This is a genomic window from Paenibacillus sp. SZ31 (assembly GCF_012912005.1).
Taxonomy (GTDB): Bacteria; Bacillota; Bacilli; order Paenibacillales; family Paenibacillaceae; genus Paenibacillus.
Genome location: NZ_JABBEA010000002.1, coordinates 291,335 through 314,419, shown reverse-complemented (window position 1 = coordinate 314,419; position 23,085 = coordinate 291,335). Strand labels below are relative to the sequence as shown.

Below are 23,085 nucleotides of genomic sequence, written 5' to 3'. Positions count from 1 at the left end.
AATTTTTTCTCTTAATTCGTTCACATGAACGATTAGGAAAGTCCAAAGCTGATATTGAATGCAGCCAATGAGTAGCAGACCTAGTCCTTAGCAAGAATTGATCACAAAAATGAAACAGAGTTTGAAAGGAGGCAACACAAAGAATGGCTATTGATACGGTGTTATGGAGCAGACTGGTGACGGGTTTAACGCTCGGGTTCCACGTGATTTTTGCAACGCTTGGTGTCGGCGTACCATTGATGATCGCTATTGCAGAGTTCATCGGCATTCGGAAGAAGGATCACCATTACATACTTATGGCGAAGAGGTGGTCCAGAGGGTTTGTCATTTCTGTGGCGGTGGGTGTCGTGACAGGTACAGCGATCTCGCTGCAGTTGGCCCTGGTATGGCCGAATTTTATGAAACTGGCCGGGAATGTCATTGCATTGCCACTATTTATGGAAGTATTCGCATTCTTTTTTGAAGCAATATTCCTGGGCATTTATCTGTACACGTGGGATCGGTTCAAAAATCCGTATATCCACTGGTTGCTAACCATTCCGATTGTTGCCGGGGCAGGCATGTCTGCTGTTTTTATCACAACAGTGAACGGATTCATGAACCAGCCTGAAGGTTTTGTCATGGAAGCAGGTCAATTCATGGCAGTGAACCCCGTGCAAGCGATGTTGAATACGGCGACGTTCTCCAAAGTGTTCCATGTATTGAGCTCGGCCTATCTGACAGGAGCAGCTTTGTTAGCCGGAATTGCAGCCTTTGCGATGCTGAGAAAAGGGGTGTCGGCCTACCACAAAAAAGGCTTGAATCTCATGATGGCCGTTGTTCTGGTATTCAGTTTATTAAATTCTTTAGCTGGAGATGTATCTGCCAAGTTTTTGGCTGAGCATCAGCCGGAGAAACTCGCAGCTGCCGAGTGGCATTTCGAGACAGAAAGCGGCGCGGATTTGATTTTATTGGGATGGTTGAATGCTGAACATGAAATTATAGGTGCACTTCATTTGCCGAAAGTACTCAGCTTCCTAGCCTTTGGAGACTTTAATGCCGAAGTAACCGGATTGAACGAATTTCCACCAGACGAGCATCCACCATTACTTGTGCATTACTTGTTCGACCTAATGGCTGGAATTGGTTTCGCTCTGCTTGCTATATCAAGTCTGTACTTCCTGTTGGTGTTCTGGAAGAAACGTAATCAGTTTAACAAGTGGATGCTTCGTATGGTTGCACTCAGTGCACCGCTCGCTTTTCTGGCCGTTGAGATGGGCTGGTTCTATGCAGAAGTGGGACGGCAGCCATGGATCATCCGAGGTTATATGCGAGTAGAAGAGGCCGCTACTTCTTCACCGAGTGTGAGAATTTTATTTTTCGTCTTCTTGCTTCTGTACATCCTGCTAGGCGTTATGTGTGTCGTCGTACTGAGACGGTTGTTCAATAATAATCCTGCTGACCTTGAGATGGAGAAATGGTTGAAAGAGAAGCATGATCAATCAGCCAAGAAAGGGGGGCAGGCATAATGAGTTATGAATTGATTGGTATATCGGTACTTTGGCTGTTCTTGTACGGCTATCTTATTGTAGCTTCCATTGATTTTGGAGCAGGTTTCTTCGCCTTTTATGCACGCCTGACGAAGCAGGATCACCTGATTAATCGTCTGATCTCCCGTTATCTATCACCGGTCTGGGAGATCACCAATGTATTCTTTGTCTTTTTCTATATTGGTATCGTCGGGTTTTTCCCGGATACCGCTTACTATTATGGCTCCGCGCTGCTTGTTCCGGGAAGTATTGCCGTGATTCTACTTGCCATTCGTGGGTCGTTCTATGCTTTCGAAAATTATGGTTCCAAAAAAAGTATCGTATATCTGTTTTTATACGGAGCAACAGGTTTGCTTATTCCAGCGTCGTTGTCAGTGGCACTGACATTGTCTGAAGGTGGCTTTATTTTGAAGCAGGGGGATACGGTCTCCCTGGATTACTGGGAGCTGTTTACGAATCCGTTATCGTGGAGCATCGTTGGTCTAGCCATCGTGTCCGTATTGTTCATTAGCGGATCATTTCTCACATTTTACGCTTCTCGGGCAGAGGATCATTCGGCATTGAAGCTGATGCGGAACTATGCTTTGTTCTGGAGCACACCGACCATTATTCTCGCGCTGACTGCATTTATATATTTGGGTCAACACAATGAGCGTCATTTTCAAAATATGATGGATTTATGGTGGCTGCTGGCGCTTTCCGTTGCATTTTTCATGATCGCCATGTGGCTTTTATATAACGGACGCCGTTATGGTTTAGCTTTTATATGTATCATGCTGCAATTTTTCACAGCCTTTTTCGCTTACGGCATTGGGCAATATCCTTACATTCTTGATCCATACATCACCATTCAGAGCAGCGCCACATCGCCAGCGATGGGTTTCGCCCTAGTGGTCGTGTTTATCGGTGGTCTATGCCTGTTAATTCCTTCTCTGATTCTGGTCTTCAAACTGTTCCTGTTTGATGCGGATTATGTGAAAGGGAAAAAATAAAGGAGGAGCGTTCAATGAAGAGGAGAGCCAAATCCAATCTGATCTCGCAGCAAATGTCTTTACAACGAAAAAACAGGCTTCTCCTTGCGATCATTTCGCTGGCGCTTGGTGTAGCTATTGTAAGTCAGGCCACATTGGTGGCTGAAGCAGTCCAGCGAATCTTTGTAGAGAAAGCTTCCTTCTCATCGGTGATGCTGTTGCTCGGCCTATTGCTGGCTGTTATGGCTGTACGTACTCTGTTGATGTACGGCAACGGGAAAGTGGGCTTGCATATGGCAGCCCGTGCCAAGACGAATATGCGAGCAGCCGTTTTGCAAAAACTGACTCAAGCTTCCATGCCTTCAACCCTTCGTGGACAGACGGGAGGAAAGGTCAGTGTTGCTTTGGATGCTGTGGATGAAGCCGACAGTTATTTCAGTCAGTACATGCCGCGTATGATGGAAGCTGCGATGATCCCGATTCTGATTCTAGTCGTTACGTTTACGCAGCACGCCAACACAGGTTGGATTATGCTGTTTACGGCACCGTTTATCCCGCTGTTTATGATCTTGGTCGGGCTCCAAACGAAGAACAAATCAGAAGAGAAATACGCGCAACTGGCTGAGTTTTCCGGTACATTTCTGGATTCGCTTCAAGGGCTGGTTACGTTGAAAATATTCGGACGGGCTAAACGTCAGCAACAGGAGATTGAACGCAGCAGTCTGGGGTATCGTGATGCGACAATGGGCATTTTGAAGATTGCATTTACAAATACGTTTATGCTGGAATCGATCGTGATGTTAAGCATTGGTATTGTCGCGCTTGAACTTGCTATCCAATTACTCGTTTTCAAATCAATGACCTTCCACACGGCCTTTCTCGTGTTGTTGCTCGTGCCCGAGTTCTACAGTCTGTTGAAGAATACGGGAACGGCTTTTCACAGCGGGCGAACCAGTATGGGGGCCATTCGTAAGGTGGAACAAATGCTTGAGGAAACAAGTATCAAGAGCACACAAACGAAGCTTGAAGATGGATCGGATCAAAGCGATATAACCGATGTCGATGCAACAGCACAGACGGAAGAGCTCCGTACAGCTCGTGCCGAGTTGATAACAATGCCACCAACCATTGAACTGAACGATGTCCGATTCCAGTACACACCTGATTCCTTTGGACTTGAGACAGGACAAATCTCAATTGGAGCGGGAGAACAGATCGCTATTGTAGGCAAAAGTGGCTCAGGTAAAACCACGCTGCTTCATCTTATTGCCGGTTTGCTGAAACCAGATTCGGGAGCGGTTCTGGTTAACGGAAGCGAGATTTCGCAAGATGATGAGGCGGCATGGTTCGAGCGTGTAAGCTACATTACACAGCATCCGTATATTTTTGCAGGTACATTTGCCGAGAATATTGCGATTGGCGCGGGTCGAAACGTCTCCAGATCTGAAATTGAGCAGGCAGCAGAGGAAGCAGGACTTGCTGGCGTTGTTGCTCAATTGGAACAGGGCTTAGATACCTTTGTTGGTGAAGGTGGCCGGGGGTTATCTGGTGGGGAAAAGCAAAGACTTGCCTTGGCACGTGTTTTTCTGAAGCGACCAGCCGTCATTTTGTTCGATGAACCCACCGTAGGACTCGATCTGCACACCGAGCGGGTACTGCAACAATCCATTACGTCATTAGCCAAAACGGCAACGATGATTACGGTGGCTCACCGTTTATATACGATTCAACATGCGGACAACATTTTATTTATGGACAATGGGGTGTTGGTGGATTCAGGACATCATAACGAGCTTCTTGCACGCTTGCCGCAGTATGCCGAGATGGTTGATGTACAACGGAAAGGAGGGTTAGCATGAATGAGCTGACGATTCTGTCAAAAGCGATGATTCAGGAGCGCAAGGATATCTTGCTTTCGATATTGGGCGGATTTATCGCCGGCATAGCAGGTGTAGCTCTCTTTTCCGCGAGCGGCTACATGATATCTCAAACGGTATTTGCGCCACCGCTATACACCTTAATTGTACTCACCTCGATGGTCAAACTGCTCGGTTTCCTTCGAGCGGCGAGCCGCTACGGAGAACGCTTGTATTCGCATAGGGCAACATTCTCCATGCTGAGCCGCTTGCGGACGTCCTTTTTTGCCAAACTGATCCCGGTAACGCCAGGTATATTGAACAAAAACCGAAGCGGGGATCTGCTTGCGCGGATCGTGGGTGATGTGGAAAGCTTGCAAAATTACTTTTTGCGGGTCGCATATCCACCCATCATGGTCGTTATGGTATTTTTGGCTACCATGCTGTTCACGTCGGCCTTTTCGATCTGGATTGCGTGCTTGTTAGTACTAGGTATGCTGATCACGGCATTTGTTGTACCAGGTATTGTGTTGTTAGGTCAGCGAAAAATACACGGACGTGTTCGTCAGCAACGGGCCTTGCTGTCCACGGAAGTAACCGAAGTGTTGTATGGCTTCCGTGATCTGAAAGTATACGGCCAATTGGAACAACGTGAGCAACAGCTTCAGCAGGCTTCCGCTACATTGGCAACAGAACAGAAACAAGCCGCTTCCCACTTGCTGCGCGGGCAATCCATGCACGTTTTTGTGACGTATCTCGTTACATGGGGTGTGCTGGCACTAAGCGCCTTTTTAATCGTGAATGGAGCGTTTGGCGGTGTATTCCTCGCCATGTTGATCCTTGCCACGCAGACCGTGTTCGAAGAAGCTGCGGCAATGGCTATATTACCTTTGTATAAGCAGGATAGTGAACACGCTGCTCAGCGACTGTCGGAAACGGTGCCGACCTCCGAGGTGCAACCTGAACAGGCAAGCGGTGAAGTATCAGCCGATCAGGCGGTTTCGATCGAGTTATCTCGTGTTAACTTCCAATATGAAGGGGAATGGAGACCGGCGCTGAGGGAGCTCTCCCTGCAACTTGCAGCAGGCTCCAAAACAGCGATTGTTGGCCCAAGCGGGTCAGGCAAGTCAACGATTATCGATTTGCTACTCAAGCTGCGTACACCAACGTCTGGCGATATACGTTTAAATGATGTTCCGGTAAAGGAACTGAATGAAGAGAGCATCTGGCAAAACGCGAATGTCGTGTTGCAGCAAAGTCATTTCTTCCGGGGAACCATTCGGGATAATCTGCTGCTCAATGGAGAAAGGCTTTCTGATGAACAACTGTCGGCTGTGCTGGATAAAGTCCAACTGCCGAATAAGTTGTTGACCGACATGGTGTATGAAAAAGGGGAGAACCTGTCGGATGGCGAGAAGCAGCGGCTGGCTCTTGCACGGGCCATGCTGCGCAAAGGACGGTTATGGCTTCTGGACGAACCAACTTCTTCACTGGATTACGTCACAGAGCAACGTGTGTTGCAGCATCTTCTGGCACAAGCTGCCGAAGATACACTTCTCCTGATCTGCCATCGGCTGACGGGATTGGAAGAGATGGATCGGATTGTGGTCATGGACCAAGGCAAGATTGTAGAATCGGGTTCTTTCTTCGAGTTGATGGAGCAAAAAGGTTATTTTTATGAAATGAAACAAATTGAACGACAAATGATTGGAGACGTCGGGGCGTGAGAATGTAGCCCCTGTATCAAAAAAACAGTCAATCTTTGAGCATGAAGAAAATTTCTAAAAATAAATTTTATAAACCCCAAAGGGTGCGGTGCACATACTCCTTGGGGTTTGTTTTTGATATAATAGTTTTTTATGTCTATAAAGGGGATGGATGATGAGAAAACATAAGTGGGATATTGTTTTTTATTTGGCCGTATTTTTATTTGTTGTGTACATGAAGATGAATGAACAATCTCTGTTTTTGATACTTGGGATCGTTCTCGTCGCGACTCTGATCATGTTTACCATTCGTATTTTTTATCCTCTGGGTTGGGAAACACGCATGGACCGCGTCGAGGCTTTTCTACGCAGACAGGAGAATAACCCCAAGATTTATATCTATTACGCTCTTGCAAACAGACTTGATGATGAATTGGAACAAACAATAGAGCGCATCAGAAATGAGGACACGAATAAAAGGACACAAGCAGTATATAATGCAGCTTACGGCATCTACCGCAACGACTTGGTAGCTGTTCGTACTGCGGTACAGAATATGCGTAGATCAGATTATCGTACATATTATGAAACGTATTTGCTTATGGAAGAAGGAAGAAGTGAGCAGGCGAAGGAACACTTGAAATCCATTAACAAGGTCTGGATGAGATCTTCGCTTCTTGCAGCGATCGAACTAAAAGCGGGACAACGCGAAACTGCGATTCAGCAATTACAGGAAGCAATGCATGCTGTCAGAGGCGTCCATCGTTATATGATATTTAAGGAATCAGAGAGATACTAAATGGTGCACGAAAACCTTTCTTAGCTATATTACAACTGACCAGGATAAAAGCTTGTTCCACATTGGAGCAAGCTTTTATCTTTAGTATTGAAGAACAGAAGGACAAGAGTATACAGAGTAGCTAAACTATTTGGCAGAATAGAGAACACCTGAATTAAAATGCTCTCCAACCAGTTAGCCTATATGATGAGAATCTTAAAGTCTTTAATTTACCTTTACATAACAACAGATGATTCAGCCGTTTTATTTTTCTTCGCAAGCGGTTTTTTCCTTAGTGTCCTATCATACAGATACGGTTTTCCGTGATATTCCCGTGCATGCTTTTGTTTCTGCTTTTTATGTATATCAACCTTGATCTCCAAATTGGCAACGTTGCTCTGGAATTCAGAAGCAATTCGTTTGCACCATTTGAGTCCACTTTCTTCAGATGCACTGAAATGAACGCGTAAGAGATATCCATTCACCGTTAATTCAAACTTGTATAAATTCATGATATGTATCCTTTCCAGGCAAGCATTTTATACTGCACAAAATACGATAATCTGATTATAACAGGAACATACGTTCTGTAAAAGTGATATTTATGTTGGCGAGTGAATTTAAAAATACTCAACTCAAATATAATACGTTCATATATTATATTTAATGCTCATTTGATTTTTCTTTACTCCCGCTTAATAGATGCTTGTTATACTAACTCGTATTTGAATATGAGAGGGGTAAGACAGCATGAGAAATTATGGACAGCGCTGGTTGGTAATTATTCTTGTCATGGTCATGATTGTTCAGTCGGCATGGTCATTTGTAGGAATTCAAATCGCTGGAGCAGCTTCATATGAAACTGGACATCTGGCAAAAAACGTAGTAATTAGTCAATTCTACGGTGGTAAAAAAGACGATGTGGAGGACACCTACAGTAATGACTTCGTCGAGTTACATAATCCCACAGGAGAAGCGATTTCTCTGACGGGCTGGTCAATTCAGTACGCAGACAGTCAAAAGAGCAAGTGGAAAAAGGTTGATCTTGGGACTGTGAACCATTCCATCCCTGCCTATGGTTATTATCTCATTAGGCTTGACAGTAATGGAGCAGTCGGAGTTGCACTTCCGCAAGCTGACGAGGAATCATCGGCCATCAAACTGAGCAATAAAAGTGGCAAGATTGTTCTTCTGCGAACAGATTCGCCTTTAACGGTAATAGATCCCACGACAGATCCCCTGAATGCAGACATAGTGGACTTCGTTGGTTATGGAGCAGATGCCTATTGGGGAACTCCTGCTTCTGAAAGTGGTAAGCAAAGTACAATGCAACGTTTGGTCTTCGATCCATTAAACCCAGATCAACCTGCTACGGCTGCTTTGTTCCCGGATCGCGGTAACAACTGGGATACGCGTGACAACGGTAGAGACTTCGAGAAAGTAAAAGGAGCACCGGTTCGCAACTCAGGAAATACGGCAGCTTACGTCATTCTTGAACAGGACCAAACGATTCAAATGCAGTCCGAATCGATGGTAAGCATTGATGATAACAAAGTTATGCTGACTGCTGTTGGAGGAAAATTGAAACAGGGTCCATGGTCTTCGAGTGAGTTTAACGTGCTCGGCCTGCCTAACGGAATATTCACTGAGGCGGCTGCGGACGGGGATCAGATTCAATTGACTCTCAATGGGGATGGGACGGGTCGTGTTCTAGCCGATTCCGAGTTATTCTTTGAAATCCATCCCGAGGCGTGGAACCAAATCAACAAACCATCTTCCACGTTAAACGTTTATCAAGGCAGTCATCGCGTTACATTAGCAAAATTCACGCCTGATCATCAGATTGTGGCATCACCCGATTCGAACTCTTCTTTCATTCAAATGACAGGTTCACATGACCTGAATACGCAGGTTCGAATTGAACTAAGTCAAGGCCTTCCGAGCGATGGCATCCTTGCACCTGAAGCTTATACGCTAACAGGACTTCCATCCGGAAACTGGGAACTGGCTGCGGTAGGTGAATCTGCTGATCGCTCCGTTACCATCTCTATCGAAGGCCAGTCAGATACTCCAGTGTCTGAACAAATGAAGCTTAATATTGTTCTGAATCCAGAGGCAATACAGGACGGTAATGAATGGCTCGCTTCTGAGGCAATGGAGCTGACACTTGGTCGGTATATCAAGCCGGTTCTTACGGATATAGCACGAAAAGATTGGGTGGAGAAAAGTATAACTGCGGACAATACATTCTTTAATGATACAGTTACCAAAGAGTACAAATATGGAACTGAAGGTCTGGCCGCGAATGAGTACACTTTCTTACGAGGCACAAATGCTTTGTTCAAGGCTGATCTTGCTTCGGGTCTAATTGCTTCACCTGCTGAAGTTATTAAGGGTTGGGCGAACAAAGACATTCTGACCTACACTGAAGGTGATGCTCACATTCAAAACGTGGGTACATTCAATGACAGCACCAAGCAGATGGTATTCGGTCTGAATGATTTCGACACAGCTGGGATTGGAAGCTTTTATGAAGAGCTGCTTCGCTTCGTTACAAGCGTGTACATCCTTCCGTATGATAAAGACAGCTCAGGTATTCAACATTTGCAAACGTCTGATTACCGTGATGTATCAACGGTCTTTTTGGAGACATACAAAGATACACTCGTTGATATCCAAAATACTAAGGGTCTGAAAGGTACCAAATTGACAGCCAGTAATGTAACAGATTATACGAAGGCAGTCATGAATAGCGTTTCGAAGAAATCATATGAAGAAGCACTTGAAAAATTGCTCGGAAAGCGAGCGCTGGATGGCAAGCTTAACATTGCAAGCAACCCCGATAAATTCGAACAAGCTACTGAAGCGGAAGTAAGTGCGTTACAATCAGGATGGAAAGCATATAAAGCAGAAGTAAGACACCATTTTCCAAACCTGACAGATGAACAGTTCGAGGATTACTTTACTATGAAGGATGCCGTACGACGTATTAATCAGGGTATTGGAAGTATTGGCGTAAAACGGTTCAACGTTCTGATCGAAGGTCCGAGCGACAATCACACAGATGACATTTTACTGGATGTGAAAGAGCAGACCCCGGACGCTTCTGAATCCAAGAATGCCTACCTGAAAATGGGTGTTGACGTTGATACCTATCTGGGCACGTTGGTTGCAGCTCAGCGTTCATACCTGATTCGTGAAGTTTCGCCTTTCAAAGGAGACTATACGGACAAGACTTTCCAGAGTAAAGAAGAGCTGCAGCAATACTTGATCGACGCTGCCAAATCATACGCATATGCGAGCTCACGCTTGAATTCGATATCCGATACGTTGAACTATGCTTACGAAGATCGTTTCGTGTCGGATATCATTCCGATCTGGGATGCACTCGTGCCAGCAATCCTGAACGCAGCTGAGGATTATTCGCAACAGATCGTAACCGATTTTGATCTTGTCAAAGAAGATATGCGATCAGGTAAGTTAATTGATGTAGCCACACTGGATAATTTAACCGTTAGCCAAGGCATGATGGAACCATCCTTTAATCCTGAAACTACACAGTACCGTGTTACGGTTGATGCGAACACGGAGAGCATTGATATCACAGCGAAATCCACAGATGCCAAGGCAGCATTAACGGCAAAAGGAAGTTCGTATGCTAACGCTCACTCCCAGACGTTCGCATTGTCTTTAGGACAAAATCAAATCCCGTTTGTCGTGACTGCACGAAACGGATTAACTCGTACCTATAATCTGACCGTTTTACGTGGTGCGTTAACGCAACCCACGCCTTCGAATCCATCAGGCGGTGGCGGCTCAGCCGGTTCAAGTGGTACGAATGGAAACAGTGGAACACCATCTAATACTAACCAGGTAATACCTGCCGGTGGCGGAGAATTCGTATTCCAAGGAGTCACCCTACGGGTATCGAACGGTGCACTACAGGCGAGCACTACAATGGACATCACCAAAGTTCCAGATGCAGTATCATTGCTTACAGGAACACCATATCAATTGTTGGGAGATGTATTCCAAGCCAATTCTAAGATGTTTCTTGCACCGGTGACAGTAACCTTACCTTTCGACCAAACCAAAGTTTCACCAAATCAGGAAATCCGTTTGTACGGTTATAATGAGGCAAACAAACAATGGGAACCGTTTAATGAGGTTAAAGTAGATCGGGAGAAAGGGACCATATCTGGATCAACGAGCTATCTGGGAACATTTGCGATACTCTTATCAGCCGGACACGGCATATCTTTACCTGAAACTTCGCTAACGTTCAGCGATATCCAAACACATTGGGGAGTTGCCAATATTCTTGAATTGGTGTCGCTCGGGGTCATTAATGGGTATCCCGATCAGTCGTTTAGACCTGACCGCAACGTTTCCCGAGCTGAGTTGATCAGCTTGATTGTTAAGGCTTTGAAGCTAGAGACTTCGGCAGAATCAGACTTCACCGATACAGATGCTCATTGGGCTCATGATGCTATTACCACAGCACATGCACACGGGATAGCAAACGGCTATAGTGATAACCGTTTTGGACCGAATGAATGGGTTACGCGAGAAGAAATGGCTACCTTTGTCGTGCGAGCTGCGCAATGGGAAATCAGTAATACATCGATCAGTTTCACAGACGCTTCGCTTGTATCCAATTGGGCTCAACCAGCGATTTCCAAAGCCATTGCTGAAGGTATATTAAACGGATATACAGACGGTAGCTTCAAGCCTAAGGACAGAACAACGCGTGCTGAGGCAGCTGCAATGATCCTTCGTCTGATTAAGCTTCAACCATAACGAAACTCTAGGATGATATTAACAAACAAAGGCTATTTCAGGATGTAAAGATCCTACGAAATAGCCTTTTGTTATTTATTGATCCATGAGGAATATAACTTTTTTGAAGATCCTCAACTCAAGAAGGTTCGCTAGACACCTTTGCAACGGTTCGTTTAATGGTAAAATATCTAAAAATGGTTCATGTTGGGGGATGCGCATGTATAAACTGATGATCGTTGATGATGAATTGCTCATGCGGGTTGGAATTCGTTCCATGCTGAATTGGGAAGAGTACAACTTCTATGTTGTTGGTGAGGCTGGAAATGGAAAAGAGGCATTGAACCTTGCGCTTGAAGTGATGCCTGATCTAATTATTACGGATATCAAGATGCCGATTATGGATGGGCTACAGCTTATACAAGAGGCTTCGTACGTACTGAAAACCTGTAAGTATGTCATTCTGAGTAACTTTGACGAATTTCATTATGTAAAAAAGGCACTAAAACTTGGCGCTTCAGACTACTTGATTAAAAGCGAGATTACAGAAACTGCCCTTATCGATCTTCTGAGTACCGTTGGACAGAAACTACAAAGCGAACATGTACATCCAACCAACACATCTTCTAGAGCATATGATTATTCCAACAGCCTAAGACATCTAAAGGACACCTTCTTCCAAGATATTGTAAGCGGATTCATAAGTGAAAAGGATATTGTCACTAAAGCGGAAGAACTGCATTTTCGTATACGATCGGACCAGTTGGTCGTCATCAAGTTCGTCGTGAACTATTACGAGGATGCGAAGAGGAAATATATTGAAAAGGGGGAGAAGCTACTCCGGTTTTCGATGCTTAATATTATGGAAGAGATCATTCCATCGAAATGGGAGAAAGAGATTTTCGTTGAAAGTTCTTCTGAATATTGGCTTATCGTTAATGTACTTCCAGAGAGCCAATCTGTACACGCCGACTTGAATAAACTATGTAATAAATTGCTCTCTTCAATCAAGGATTTTATGAATCTATCACTCACGGCTGGTGTGAGTAGAATGACTTCCGGTTTACCTCACATTAAAATGGCCTGCCAAGAGGCAGAAATGGCTCTACAACAGGGTTTCTTCACAGGGAGCAACCAAGTGTTGTATTACGATGATATGGTTCAATCCCCCGATAGAAATGAAGTAAAAGGAGCTCTGAGCACGCAACAAGAAAGAGATTTTATGAAGTTGTGGGTAAGTAAAGACATCCAAAAGGCGGAGGAGTTCCTTGAAGGAATTCGCTCGGACCTGGAAGCGCAGCAGGCGGATGAGCATAGCATTCGCAAGCAATATATCATGGTAATGGAAACAATACACTCCCATCTATCGCGAGCCACGGAAAGAAGTACGCCTTCTTTTACAAAGAAATCGCCATATGAAACTCTTCTGAAGGGTGAGTATTGGGAGGACATCCATCAGGATATGCTTGCTCATATTGCATATTACTTCCAAATCGATTCCGAAAATAATCAGGAAAGTACTTACGCAGATCTCGCCATCGCGTTGATCGACAAGTATTATGCCGAAGATATTTCGCTGCAAAGTATCGCTAGCCAAATCAGTGTTAATCCGTCGTATCTCAGCCGATTGTTCAAGCAGGAAAAAGGAGAGAACTTTATCACGTACTTGACTCGTGTTCGGATTGAACATGCCAAGGCGTATCTATTGAGCAGGGGAATGAGAGTGTACGAAATCGCAGAAAAGGTCGGCTACCATAATTACACGTACTTCAGTAAGATTTTCAAAAAATCGGTAGGCGTCACTCCGGAGGAATATCGAGAATTACAGCAGGCATGAGTGTAATCGGTGAATAGAGGTGCAACTTATGAAGCTTGTCCAGCCCTTCCAAATCAAGCACAAAATTATGGTGATCTGTATGACGGTGATTATCCTTCCGGTATTTGTGATGACAATCAATTCGTATTACTCCTCAGAGCGGTTATTGGCGCAGAATTATACAACCTTGCTAAGCGATCTGGCCAAACAGACGAATATTCGAATTGACGAATTCTTGAAGGAGATTGAGAAAATCACGCTGCTAGCCAGCACTGGCCTTAGCAATAATCTATCTGCGACCCATGAAGGAAGCTTTCCGATCCAGGATTTCCTGCGAGAGGGTAACGAACAAAATGAGATTGCCGCATACAATATTTTGATGAATTATATCATGATGAAGGATCGCGTATTCTCCATTTACCTCTACAATATGAACGGGGGACAGGATCTGTTCGTCAGCCCACACCAGCCCATTGACCCCAACTTCAAAGTGGCGAACGAATTGTGGTTTAAAAAGTTCATGCACGAAAATGATCGAACCATTACGCTGACAACGCGAATCGATGAGCAATTGGAGAATAAGATACTGGCGGTGTCACACGCTCGCAAAATTCATGATGTGGCTAGTGGGGAACTTCTTGGTGTAATCGTTGTCAGCATTGATATCAAATTTATCGAAATCGTCAACCGCAACCTGCAGGAAGGACTGCGCTCCAGATTCATGATCGTCGATGAGAATGACAAGATCGTATATAACGTGAACGATCGATTAATTGGTACACTGTTCCGAGACAACGTTCGTCCGCCTGAATCATTGAATGTCGTTGTGACCAGCCCGCTTAGTCAACAAAAATGGACAACGTATTTATATATGCCCTTGGATGAGCTAACTGCTGATGGAAAAATATTGGGTCGTAATCTGGTGACGCTGGCCATTGTCATTGTTCTTTTTGCTGCGGTCATATCCATCTTTCTATCTCATGTCATTACAACTCCGATTAAGAAGCTGCTCCGGAATATCTCTCTGGTCGAGAAAGGCCAGTTCGAACAAGTCGTACCTATTGGCTCCAGAGATGAGATTGGACATTTATCCATTCGATTCAACAGAATGTCGCATGAATTGAAGCGAATGGTCGAACGGATGCAGCAGGAAGAAATAGAGAAAGCCAAGGCTGAGATGCGTGCGCTTCATGACCAGATCAAGCCTCATTTTCTGTATAACACACTTGGTTCGGTAAAATGGATCGCCTCGATGCAACAGGCTGACAAAATCGTGGAAATGACCGATGCGCTAATCTCGATGCTCCGCTATGCAACAAAATCCGATGGAACCCTCGTAACCATTCGTGAAGAACTCGATAATATAGCGAATTACGTAACGATCCAGAATGTCAGGTACTACGATTGTATTCAGATGAGATATGAAATTGAGGATAAACTGCTGGATTATCGCATGCCCAAAATGATCCTGCAGCCCATTGTAGAGAACGCCATTTTTCATGGACTGGCCGAACTCGAAGAAGACGGAATCATCACTATCCGGATTCAATCACAGCTGGATGAAGTTGTGATCGAAGTCTGCGATAATGGCGTCGGGATGGATCATCATACGATGCAGAACTTGATGGAAGAAAAGTCCGGTGCCAGTTCAGGAACGAGCGGAATTGGATTGCATAATGTGCAGCGGCGGATTCAGCTTCATTTTGGTAAACCTTATGGAATACAGGTGGAAAGTAAAATAGGTGAAGGTACCATTTTCTCCATTCTGCTGCCGGCCATCTCAGAGTTTAGATAGAACAAAAGGGCTTACAGTATGAACTGCAAGCCCTTTTGTTCACCCTTTGACACTTCCTAGCACCAAACCTTTGGTGAAGTATTTCTGTAAGAACGGATACACGAGCAGAATCGGAATGGCACCCAAGAACATCTGAGCAGCGCGTCCCGTTCTGGCGTTCATCATGGATAACAGTTGCGTATAGTCTGATCCAGATTTCAGCATGATTTGTTCAAAGCTCTGCAGTAGAGTCTGGAGGTAGCTTTGTAATGGATAATTAGCTGGATTATTCATATAGATAATGCCATCGAACCAAGAATTCCAGTGGGCGACGATACTGAACAAACCAACTGTTGCGAGAGCGGGCTTGAGGAGGGGGAGTAGAATACGAAGCAATACCTGTACAGGCCCAGCCCCATCGATAATTGCTGATTCTTCAATTTCCTCAGGCAACCCTCTAATGAAATTCATGAGGATAATCATACTGAATACGGGGAGAGCCCCAGGCAGGATCAGAGACCATATGGAATCGATTAGTCCCATTTTGACGACTACCAGATAGGTTGGAATTAGTCCTCCGCTGAATAACATGGTTACGATGAAAAATCCCATATAAATATTGCGCCCCATTAATTTTTGTTTCGATTTGGAGAGGGGATACGCCGTAAGAACGATCAGAACCAGATTCACCAACGTTCCGAGAACGGTTCGCTGGATGGCGACCCAGAGAGAGGAGAAGAAGGACCCTCCAGTTAATGCAAATTCATAGGCCTTAGTTGTGAATTCCACAGGCCAGAACGTAACACTGCCCGCAGATACAGCTGAACTGCTACTGAATGAAACGGCCAACAGGTTGATAAACGGCAGGATACATAGTAGAGAGATTAGAAGCAATATGGTGTAGTTTAGGATAAGAAACACACGCCTGCTCATACTTTTATCGTGGATCATAATGTTAGTTCCTCCCTCTTAGAAGATGCGATAGCCAGCTACTCTATAAGCCAGAATGTACGATACGGCAACCAGAACACTGGAAATGATGGATTTGAATAATCCGACAGCGGTACCAATCGAATACTGTGCCTGCTGAATTCCCAGACGGTATACATAGGTATCAATAATATCACCGGTCTGATAGACGACAGGGGAGTAGAGATTATAGATCTGGTCAAAGCCAGCATTGAGTACGTTTCCAAGTGACAATACTGTCATTAAGACAATGGTTGGCATGAGGAGAGGCAACGTAATGTAGATCGTCTGCTTCCACCGTTTCGCTCCGTCGATCACCGCGGCCTCGTAAAGTCCGGGGTCAATACTAGTTAAGGCTGCTAAGTAAACAACTGTGCCAAAGCCGAAGCCCTTCCATATGTCACTTACAATCATCGTCCAAGGAAAAATAGAGGGTGTGCCAAGAAAGGAGATCGGTGCAATCCCGAATATACTTAGAAATGTATTGATAATGCCGTCAGAGCTAAGGATATCCAGCATGATGCCGGCCATAATGACCCAAGAGAGGAAGTTCGGAATGTAGACAAGTGTTTGGAATGTACGTTTGATTCCACTGTGTAGTACCTCGTTAAGCAGTAATGCGAAAATAACGGGCACGATTATACCACCGATAATCTTGAAGACAGACATGTACAGTGTATTCCAGATCGTTCTTACGAAGTTCGGCTGATTAAAGATGTGGGTAAAATTATCCCATCCTACCCATGGCGAGTTGAAACCGAGGCCCGGATTGTACTTCTGAAATGCAATAATAAGTCCGTAGAAAGGGATGTAACTAAAGATGAAGACCAAGACCAGGCTTGGGATCAACATGAGATGGTAAGCACGCTGCTGATTCCATTTTCTCAGCATTCGTATTCCTCCGTTCTTGGCGCGATGAATTTGTAACCGCTACCAAGAAGAGACGAGAACATACCCATCCCTTCTTGGCAACAGACTTATTATTTTCCGTATGCCTCATTGACTGCCTGGGTTGCGTCATCGCCTCCGGCTGCACGCCAATTCTGGACAATCACATCGAAATAATCGATACTTTCGCTCCCCATAATAATCTTGGTGAAGCCTTCGGTCAGGATATCATCTAAGGTTGTGCCGTAGCTCGACAGGATTTCTGGCGTAACACCCCATAGGGCCGTTTTCGTATAGTTCTCGCTGTCGAGTACTTTCTTGGCAAGACCATAAGCATTTTTGGGAGCACCTTGCTGTAAATAATCACCGATCGCTCCAGGTGTTGCATTCTCCATGAATTCAACACTGTTGTTATATTTTTGCCACATTCCCGAAGTCGTGAGTCCACTCGTATCCTTGGATTCAAGGGCAACTGACACAGCCTCAAATTGCTCGTAATCCGAATTTGGATTAAGTACACGGAACGCACCAACAACATGGGCAATATCGTTATCCAGCAAGGCAGATAGCGTTTCTGGAGATTCTTTGCCATTGCCTTCATCCACGATATAAGCATAGTCGTTCAAAATTTTAATCACTTCTTCAGGACGCTTGAATCCCTTTTTCATGACGATATAATTATTGTTGGCGAAGAAAATGGATTGTTGTGCTTCCTTCCCATCGACGGTAGGGATGATATAAGGATAGAAGATGGCGTCCTTACCCAGATTGGATACCGTATCTACACCCGGATTATAACCCCACCATTGGTAATAAGGCTGTATCCCCACTTTGCCGGCTACAATATCCGCGTTCATCGCATTAAAGTCTTTGATTGCAAATTCCGGATCAATGATGCCTCGCTTGTACCATTCTGACCACTCAGCCAGCGCATTCTTCATCTCAGGCTGCACGGAGCCATACACGAGTTGTCCACTGTTATCCTCCATCCACATATCCGGATGCGCATTCCATGCAATAGCGAGCAGGTTGAGGTAATCCAACGATTGGTCTACGGCTATACCATAACCGCCGTGCTTATCCATGAATTTCAATGCCATATTCTTGATGTCTTCCACAGACTTCGGATCCTGGACTCCCAATTCTTCTTTCCAGTCATTCCGGATCCAGATGAAGTCTGGTTGTTCAATTAATCCCCAGTGCATCTGCGGTATGCCGTATAGCTTACCATCCTTTTTTCCAGACTCGTAACTATCCGCATCCGCTTCCATGTAACCTTTGAGACGATCTGAAGCATGTTGGTCAAAGACCTCAGAAAGATCCATGACCATATCTGCTTCGACCAACTGTCTGAGTTGTGATGGATTTACCCTGAATACGTCAGGAAGATCGTTCGATGCGATAGCCAAATTCAGTTTTGTATCGTACTCGTCGCTGACCCAATCTGTTTTGACATCAATATTGAACTTCTCTTTGTAGCGCTTAATCCACACATTGTTTGTGATATCGTCGCCCTTTGGATACTTGGCAGAAGTGTATTCTGACGTTACGGTGTGAATGGTTGTCGTTCCAGCCTCATTGGAATCCGGGTCCGTCGTGGTATCTTTCTCCGTGTTGCTTCCATTGCTACAAGCTGCGAGTAATAAGGTAGACAGGCACAAAGACAAGACTAAAGTTTTCGTTTTCTTGTTCATTTCTTTTCCCCCTTATCAGTCATATTTCAATATCGCTTTCTTGAAAATATTCTAACCGAGAAAGGGGGAAGGAGATATAAAGGTTATTGACGAGAATCCGTATGTTTTTTTACTTTCGAGTTATAGCGGAGAAAAGATCCACGAGTTCTGTGCACTTTTTTTACTTTTCACTCCTTCTTTTTTTACTCATGTCTCCAAAAATCGCTTGAGATGACGATCGATAACGCGTGAATCCGCTTCGTTAGCTCCGATCCCAAAGCAGTGTCCCCATTTGGACTCTATAGGCTGAAAAACAGCATTCGGCATATGTTGAACATCATACGCACTGTCCTCTGGCGTGAAGAACAAGTCACTTGACCCTGGCATAACGAGTGCAGGAGAGGTGATCTTGCTTAGCGCCTGTTCGAAGTTGCAGTTATCTACGGGATTAACGCTAATGTCTCCATGTATTCCTGTACGCAGCATGGTAATCAAGTCGTTAGCATCAAAGGATAAAAACACCTGGTCCCAGTAATCTTCTACATAAGATTTCAAGGTATCGTAACCTTCGGATTGATACAATTTCTCCAAATAGTACGCCTGCGAGAACCCCCATGGAGCATAAGCTCTACCCATCGCTGCGAGACCGGCAACCGGAGGGCGGTCATATCTACCATTTTTAAAATTCGAATCTGCCTGTAATGCCGAGATCATGGATTCGAACACCAGCTGTGTATGTGGTCTGCTCTTTGCTGTTCCGCCAAAGGGGGCAATACGTTCGACCATCTCAGGATAACTCGTTCCCCATTGATAAACCTGCATGGCACCTAAAGACCAGCCAACAACGAGTTTAATTTTGGTTATTCCGAACTTTTGAGTAAGCAGTTGATGTTGAAAACGCACATTGTCATACATCGAGATGAGAGGGAAGTTTTCCTTATCATACGGGGCAGGGGTATTGCTGGGAGAGGACGATAATCCGTTACCCAACATATTAGGCACGATGATAAAGTACCGACTGGGATCCAATGCCTTGTCCGCTCCAATTAACCATTCATTATCTGTGTGAAGTCCAGCAAACCACGTTGGAACGACAATAACATTGTCCTTTGCAGCATTTAAGTTTCCATAGGTCTTGTATGCAATAAAAGCTTGAGGGAGCTGTTGCCCCGATTGAAGTATTGTATCTTCAAGGTTATATGTTTCATAATCGTTCATGGATAGATTCTCCTTTAAAATAAAGTAATAACTTGATTTCACTCTACAATAGGCCTATCATCAATTCAATGAAACGTTATCGAACATATCATTCATTTATTTTGAACAGAGAAGGTGCTTGATTCATGGAAATACGCCAACTAAAAACCTTTTGGACACTTGCTTCAACCTGCAGCTTTCATCAGACGGCTGAATTATTGAGTTATGTTCCATCTACCATAACGATGCAAATCAAATCGCTGGAAGAAGAGCTCGGTGTGAAATTGCTGGATCGATTAGGAAAAAAGGTCGTGTTAACGGATGCTGGCCAACAATTTTTGCCGTATGCCACTAAAATCTTAAACGATGTAGAGGAAGCAAAATGCATATCTAGTCAACAGGGGGAATTGGCAGGAACGGTTGTCATCGGAGCAGATGAAGTGCTATGCGCTTATCTTCTTCCAGCCTTGTTCAAACGCTTCCGAGCGGAGTATCCTGGTGTGCGGTTATTGTTCCGCCCTTTGTCCGGCCAAGAGCTTAAATCCAGTCTGAGAGAAGGACAGGCCGATGTCGTTTTTGTATTGGATGAGCAGGTTGTTTCCAAAGATCTTCATTCAGAATTTTTAAAGGAGGAGAACTTTCAAATGGTCGTTTCTCCCGATCATGTGCTGGCATCACGTCCCTCGTTAATCGTTGATGACTTCCACAAACAGCATTTTTTGTTGACCGAAAAGAACTGTTCTTATCGCACTTATTTTGACCAATCCCTACTAAAAAAAGTTGCGGATGCTCTGACAGAACTGGAGTTCCATAGTGTAGAAGCCATTAAACAATGCGCTGTAGCTGGTCTAGGGGTCGCTTTGTTGCCTGAACTGGCTCTAAAGAAAGAGTTGAGCGAGGGAGATTTGGTTGCTTTGCCGTGGGATTTATCGGAAATAACCTTTACGGCACAGATGCTCTGGCATCGGGAGAAGTGGATATCTCCGTCCATGACTGCTTTCATGCAGGTCGCGAAGAGTGAGTTGATTTGATTGTTCAGAATTTGTTTAGACGTATATGTTAAGATATTCTTCACAGAACATATGGAGGATTACAATGGAGAGAAAGATTAGAAATTCTGCAAAAGCATTAATTATCAAAGATGGGAGAATGCTTGCGATTAGGCAGGAAGATAATGGCGATGTAATCTATCTCTTGCCTGGCGGGAGCCAAAATGCAGGTGAAACACTGACTGATGCCGTGAAGAGAGAAGTAGCAGCAGAAATCGGAGTAGACGTAGAGCCTTTATCCTTGGAATTCGTAATTGAAGGTGTATATGGCGCAGCTCTTCATCGTGTAGATTTTGTTTTTTTATCCGAATACATAGGTTTAATGGACAATAACAGTTCTATTCTGCCAAGTGACGAAAACCAAGTAGAATATGAATGGCTTGACATTAAAAGCTTGATCCAACAACCTTTATTGCCCTCAAAATTACGAAAGCAGATCATTAGATTGGTTGAGGGAGAAAACACGGTTATGTATTTAGGAATTGAAGAAGACGAGGACCTGAATGGTTAGTCATGCCACACGGATGTGCAATTCTATACGTAAACAAGCGGCCGTCTTGTATTTATAGAGGAAAGGCTATTTCAAAGGACATAATGGTCCAGTGAAATAGCCTTTTTGCCGTTGAAAAAAAGTGTGCAGAGCGATTCGAAAATGAACATCTAGGCTAAGGGGTTACATTAGACCAGGTGTTACATTTCTTGTTCCTTCACGCCTACTGTCATATTTTTCTGACCCCACATTACCATGGATTCAATTAAAGGAACCAATTCCTTGCCCGATTCTGTGAGCGAATACTCCACTCTCGGTGGAACCTCGTTATATTGTTCCCGATGCACGATGCCGGAATGAATCAAATCCTTCAAACAGTTCGTTAGCATCGTTCCGGTAATGCCAGGATCGGAAGATTCCACTTGCCTCCAATGACCTGAAATGCATAAGTCGCTGGACATAACTGATCGAAATTAAACTCGTATTTCACTTGATACCCTCCAATAGTATACTTTTTGATACTAAGTCAGAAAAAGAATCGTACTTGTTCAGAAGATTGTAGACATTATAATCAAACTAAGACGAGAAAATCAATTCATAAGACAAGATAAAGGCGGGATACACGTGAGTAACGAATCTATGATGTGTGATCTGGAAACAGGCGTATGTGGTGTGAGCGAAGAAGAGGCGATGCAAGAAATCAATCTGAATCATGTTGAGAAAAGGATAACTCTTTATTACGCAACAGATCCGATTTGCTCTCACTGCTGGGCGCTTGAGCCTGTGCTTCATCGGTTTGTTGAGGAATACGGTCATTATTTTACGCTGCAAATCAAAATGGGTGGGCTACTGGCTAGCTGGAATGGTTTCTCGGATGGCACTAATGGGATTCAGAAACCTTCGGACGTTGCAGAGCATTGGAAGGAAGTGGGTGAGCATTCACGCATGCCCATCGACGGTTCCTTATGGCACGATAATCCAATACTTTCTTCTTATCCGCCATCTCGCGTATTTAAGGTCATTCAGAGTACACATCCTGGGAAAGAGCATGACTTTTTAAGACGTGCGCGTGAAGCCGTGTTTGCATTTAATCGAAATATTGGAGAAGATGATGTGCTGACGGATATCGTCGATCAACTGGGCTTGAATGGAAAACAAGTGGTTGAAGCAGCTGCACAGCAATCTGCACAAGATTTATTAGAGAAAGACTTTGAGAGTGTGGCTAGTTTGGGAGTTAGAGGTTTCCCATCCATTATCATTGCGAATGAAGAGAACCAAGGATTGAAAATTGTCGGAGCGCGTTCTCTTGAAACATATGTGCAAGCACTTCAGCAGGTGCTCGGTGGTAATCTGAAACCCAAACAGATAACCTCGTTGGAACAGAAAATCAATGAGGGACACCTTCTTTTTTCTAAAGAAATGGAGGTCTTGTACAATATAGAAAAGAGTGATGTTGAAACATATGTGAAATCTGAATTGGCGGAGCACACATATCGTACGGGTCATATTTTGAATGAGATGTATATTGAGCATATCTGAGGAACTATGTCATAATCTTCCTGCTTCGACACACGGATGTGTTATTCGCACAGGCAAGTCGTCCACCCATT

The 23,085-nt window shown here is 44.4% G+C and carries 17 protein-coding genes; 11 read left to right on the top strand and 6 right to left on the bottom strand.

The window, feature by feature from the left end; translation table 11 throughout:
* The first annotated feature begins 143 nt into the window (after nt 1-143).
* The 5 genes from HF638_RS06050 to HF638_RS06030 all read left to right on the top strand — a co-directional run bounded on the left by HF638_RS06050 (nt 144) and on the right by HF638_RS06030 (nt 6,861).
* A complete protein-coding gene (locus HF638_RS06050) occupies nt 144-1,508 on the top strand; it encodes a cytochrome ubiquinol oxidase subunit I (protein WP_169479384.1) in 1,365 nt (454 codons plus the stop codon).
* The gene (locus HF638_RS06045) at nt 1,508-2,521 is read left to right on the top strand and encodes a cytochrome d ubiquinol oxidase subunit II (RefSeq protein WP_211175523.1); all 1,014 of its coding nucleotides are present in this window, start codon (nt 1,508-1,510) and stop codon (nt 2,519-2,521) included. The genes HF638_RS06050 and HF638_RS06045 overlap by 1 nt, the downstream gene beginning before the upstream one ends.
* A gap of 14 nt (nt 2,522-2,535) precedes the next feature.
* Nucleotides 2,536-4,359, top strand: a complete 1,824-nt coding sequence (gene cydD, locus HF638_RS06040; RefSeq protein WP_169479383.1) for a thiol reductant ABC exporter subunit CydD — start codon at nt 2,536-2,538, stop codon at nt 4,357-4,359.
* The gene (cydC, locus tag HF638_RS06035; RefSeq protein ID WP_169479382.1) at nt 4,356-6,083 is read left to right on the top strand and encodes a thiol reductant ABC exporter subunit CydC; all 1,728 of its coding nucleotides are present in this window, start codon (nt 4,356-4,358) and stop codon (nt 6,081-6,083) included. Before cydD ends, cydC begins: the two co-directional genes overlap by 4 nt.
* A 154-nt stretch (nt 6,084-6,237) precedes the next feature.
* Entirely contained in the window at nt 6,238-6,861 is a 624-nt protein-coding gene (locus HF638_RS06030; RefSeq protein WP_169479381.1) for a hypothetical protein, read from the top strand.
* A 215-nt stretch (nt 6,862-7,076) separates the two neighbouring features.
* Here HF638_RS06030 and HF638_RS06025 read toward each other — a convergent pair whose 3' ends face one another.
* Nucleotides 7,077-7,352 (bottom strand): hypothetical protein, encoded by a 276-nt coding sequence (locus HF638_RS06025; protein ID WP_169479380.1) that lies wholly within the window; start codon nt 7,350-7,352, stop codon nt 7,077-7,079.
* A 238-nt stretch (nt 7,353-7,590) separates the two neighbouring features.
* Between HF638_RS06025 and HF638_RS06020 the strand changes: the two genes are divergently transcribed.
* The 3 genes from HF638_RS06020 (at nt 7,591) to HF638_RS06010 (ending at nt 15,230) form a co-directional block, all read left to right on the top strand.
* On the top strand, nt 7,591-11,640 hold the full coding sequence (locus tag HF638_RS06020) for a DUF2252 family protein (protein WP_169479379.1): 4,050 nt from the start codon (nt 7,591-7,593) through the stop codon (nt 11,638-11,640).
* A 199-nt stretch (nt 11,641-11,839) separates the two neighbouring features.
* Complete coding sequence (locus HF638_RS06015) at nt 11,840-13,456, top strand: helix-turn-helix domain-containing protein (protein ID WP_169479378.1); 1,617 nt, start codon at nt 11,840-11,842, stop codon at nt 13,454-13,456.
* 28 nt (nt 13,457-13,484) lie between these two features.
* A complete protein-coding gene (locus tag HF638_RS06010; protein WP_169479377.1) occupies nt 13,485-15,230 on the top strand; it encodes a cache domain-containing sensor histidine kinase in 1,746 nt (581 codons plus the stop codon).
* A 39-nt stretch (nt 15,231-15,269) separates the two neighbouring features.
* Here HF638_RS06010 and HF638_RS06005 read toward each other — a convergent pair whose 3' ends face one another.
* The 4 genes from HF638_RS06005 to HF638_RS05990 all read right to left on the bottom strand — a co-directional run bounded on the left by HF638_RS06005 (nt 15,270) and on the right by HF638_RS05990 (nt 19,957).
* A complete protein-coding gene (locus tag HF638_RS06005) occupies nt 15,270-16,160 on the bottom strand; it encodes a carbohydrate ABC transporter permease (protein WP_169479376.1) in 891 nt (296 codons plus the stop codon).
* 18 nt (nt 16,161-16,178) lie between these two features.
* On the bottom strand, nt 16,179-17,069 hold the full coding sequence (locus tag HF638_RS06000) for an ABC transporter permease (protein WP_169479375.1): 891 nt from the start codon (nt 17,067-17,069) through the stop codon (nt 16,179-16,181).
* 89 nt (nt 17,070-17,158) lie between these two features.
* Nucleotides 17,159-18,760: a type 2 periplasmic-binding domain-containing protein gene (locus tag HF638_RS05995; RefSeq protein WP_169479374.1), complete on the bottom strand. Its 1,602-nt coding sequence runs from the start codon at nt 18,758-18,760 to the stop codon at nt 17,159-17,161.
* Between the two features lie 186 nt (nt 18,761-18,946).
* On the bottom strand, nt 18,947-19,957 hold the full coding sequence (locus tag HF638_RS05990; protein ID WP_169479373.1) for an alpha/beta fold hydrolase: 1,011 nt from the start codon (nt 19,955-19,957) through the stop codon (nt 18,947-18,949).
* 125 nt (nt 19,958-20,082) lie between these two features.
* Between HF638_RS05990 and HF638_RS05985 the strand changes: the two genes are divergently transcribed.
* Nucleotides 20,083-20,967 (top strand): LysR family transcriptional regulator, encoded by an 885-nt coding sequence (locus HF638_RS05985; protein WP_169479372.1) that lies wholly within the window; start codon nt 20,083-20,085, stop codon nt 20,965-20,967.
* Between the two features lie 64 nt (nt 20,968-21,031).
* Nucleotides 21,032-21,496 carry an NUDIX domain-containing protein gene (locus HF638_RS05980; protein ID WP_169479371.1) on the top strand — a complete coding sequence of 155 codons (465 nt, stop codon included), beginning with the start codon at nt 21,032-21,034 and terminating at the stop codon, nt 21,494-21,496.
* Between the two features lie 179 nt (nt 21,497-21,675).
* On the opposite strand, the gene HF638_RS05975 is transcribed toward HF638_RS05980, so the two are convergent.
* A complete protein-coding gene (locus HF638_RS05975) occupies nt 21,676-21,897 on the bottom strand; it encodes a winged helix-turn-helix transcriptional regulator (RefSeq protein ID WP_348982075.1) in 222 nt (73 codons plus the stop codon).
* Nucleotides 21,898-22,099: 202 nt separating this feature from the next.
* Between HF638_RS05975 and HF638_RS05970 the strand changes: the two genes are divergently transcribed.
* The gene (locus tag HF638_RS05970) at nt 22,100-23,014 is read left to right on the top strand and encodes a DsbA family protein (protein ID WP_169479369.1); all 915 of its coding nucleotides are present in this window, start codon (nt 22,100-22,102) and stop codon (nt 23,012-23,014) included.
* The last annotated feature ends 71 nt before the right edge of the window (nt 23,015-23,085 follow it).

What these genes read in the sequence shown, in the direction of transcription:
- HF638_RS06050 (WP_169479384.1), top strand. Translation starts at nt 144, where the DNA reads ATGGCTATTGATACGGTGTTATGGAGCAGACTGGTGACGGGTTTAACG.
- HF638_RS06045 (WP_211175523.1), top strand. Translation starts at nt 1,508, where the DNA reads ATGAGTTATGAATTGATTGGTATATCGGTACTTTGGCTGTTCTTGTAC.
- cydD (WP_169479383.1), top strand. Translation starts at nt 2,536, where the DNA reads ATGAAGAGGAGAGCCAAATCCAATCTGATCTCGCAGCAAATGTCTTTA.
- cydC (WP_169479382.1), top strand. Translation starts at nt 4,356, where the DNA reads ATGAATGAGCTGACGATTCTGTCAAAAGCGATGATTCAGGAGCGCAAG.
- HF638_RS06030 (WP_169479381.1), top strand. Translation starts at nt 6,238, where the DNA reads ATGAGAAAACATAAGTGGGATATTGTTTTTTATTTGGCCGTATTTTTA.
- HF638_RS06025 (WP_169479380.1), bottom strand. Translation starts at nt 7,352, where the DNA reads ATGAATTTATACAAGTTTGAATTAACGGTGAATGGATATCTCTTACGC.
- HF638_RS06020 (WP_169479379.1), top strand. Translation starts at nt 7,591, where the DNA reads ATGAGAAATTATGGACAGCGCTGGTTGGTAATTATTCTTGTCATGGTC.
- HF638_RS06015 (WP_169479378.1), top strand. Translation starts at nt 11,840, where the DNA reads ATGTATAAACTGATGATCGTTGATGATGAATTGCTCATGCGGGTTGGA.
- HF638_RS06010 (WP_169479377.1), top strand. Translation starts at nt 13,485, where the DNA reads ATGAAGCTTGTCCAGCCCTTCCAAATCAAGCACAAAATTATGGTGATC.
- HF638_RS06005 (WP_169479376.1), bottom strand. Translation starts at nt 16,160, where the DNA reads ATGATCCACGATAAAAGTATGAGCAGGCGTGTGTTTCTTATCCTAAAC.
- HF638_RS06000 (WP_169479375.1), bottom strand. Translation starts at nt 17,069, where the DNA reads ATGCTGAGAAAATGGAATCAGCAGCGTGCTTACCATCTCATGTTGATC.
- HF638_RS05995 (WP_169479374.1), bottom strand. Translation starts at nt 18,760, where the DNA reads ATGAACAAGAAAACGAAAACTTTAGTCTTGTCTTTGTGCCTGTCTACC.
- HF638_RS05990 (WP_169479373.1), bottom strand. Translation starts at nt 19,957, where the DNA reads ATGAACGATTATGAAACATATAACCTTGAAGATACAATACTTCAATCG.
- HF638_RS05985 (WP_169479372.1), top strand. Translation starts at nt 20,083, where the DNA reads ATGGAAATACGCCAACTAAAAACCTTTTGGACACTTGCTTCAACCTGC.
- HF638_RS05980 (WP_169479371.1), top strand. Translation starts at nt 21,032, where the DNA reads ATGGAGAGAAAGATTAGAAATTCTGCAAAAGCATTAATTATCAAAGAT.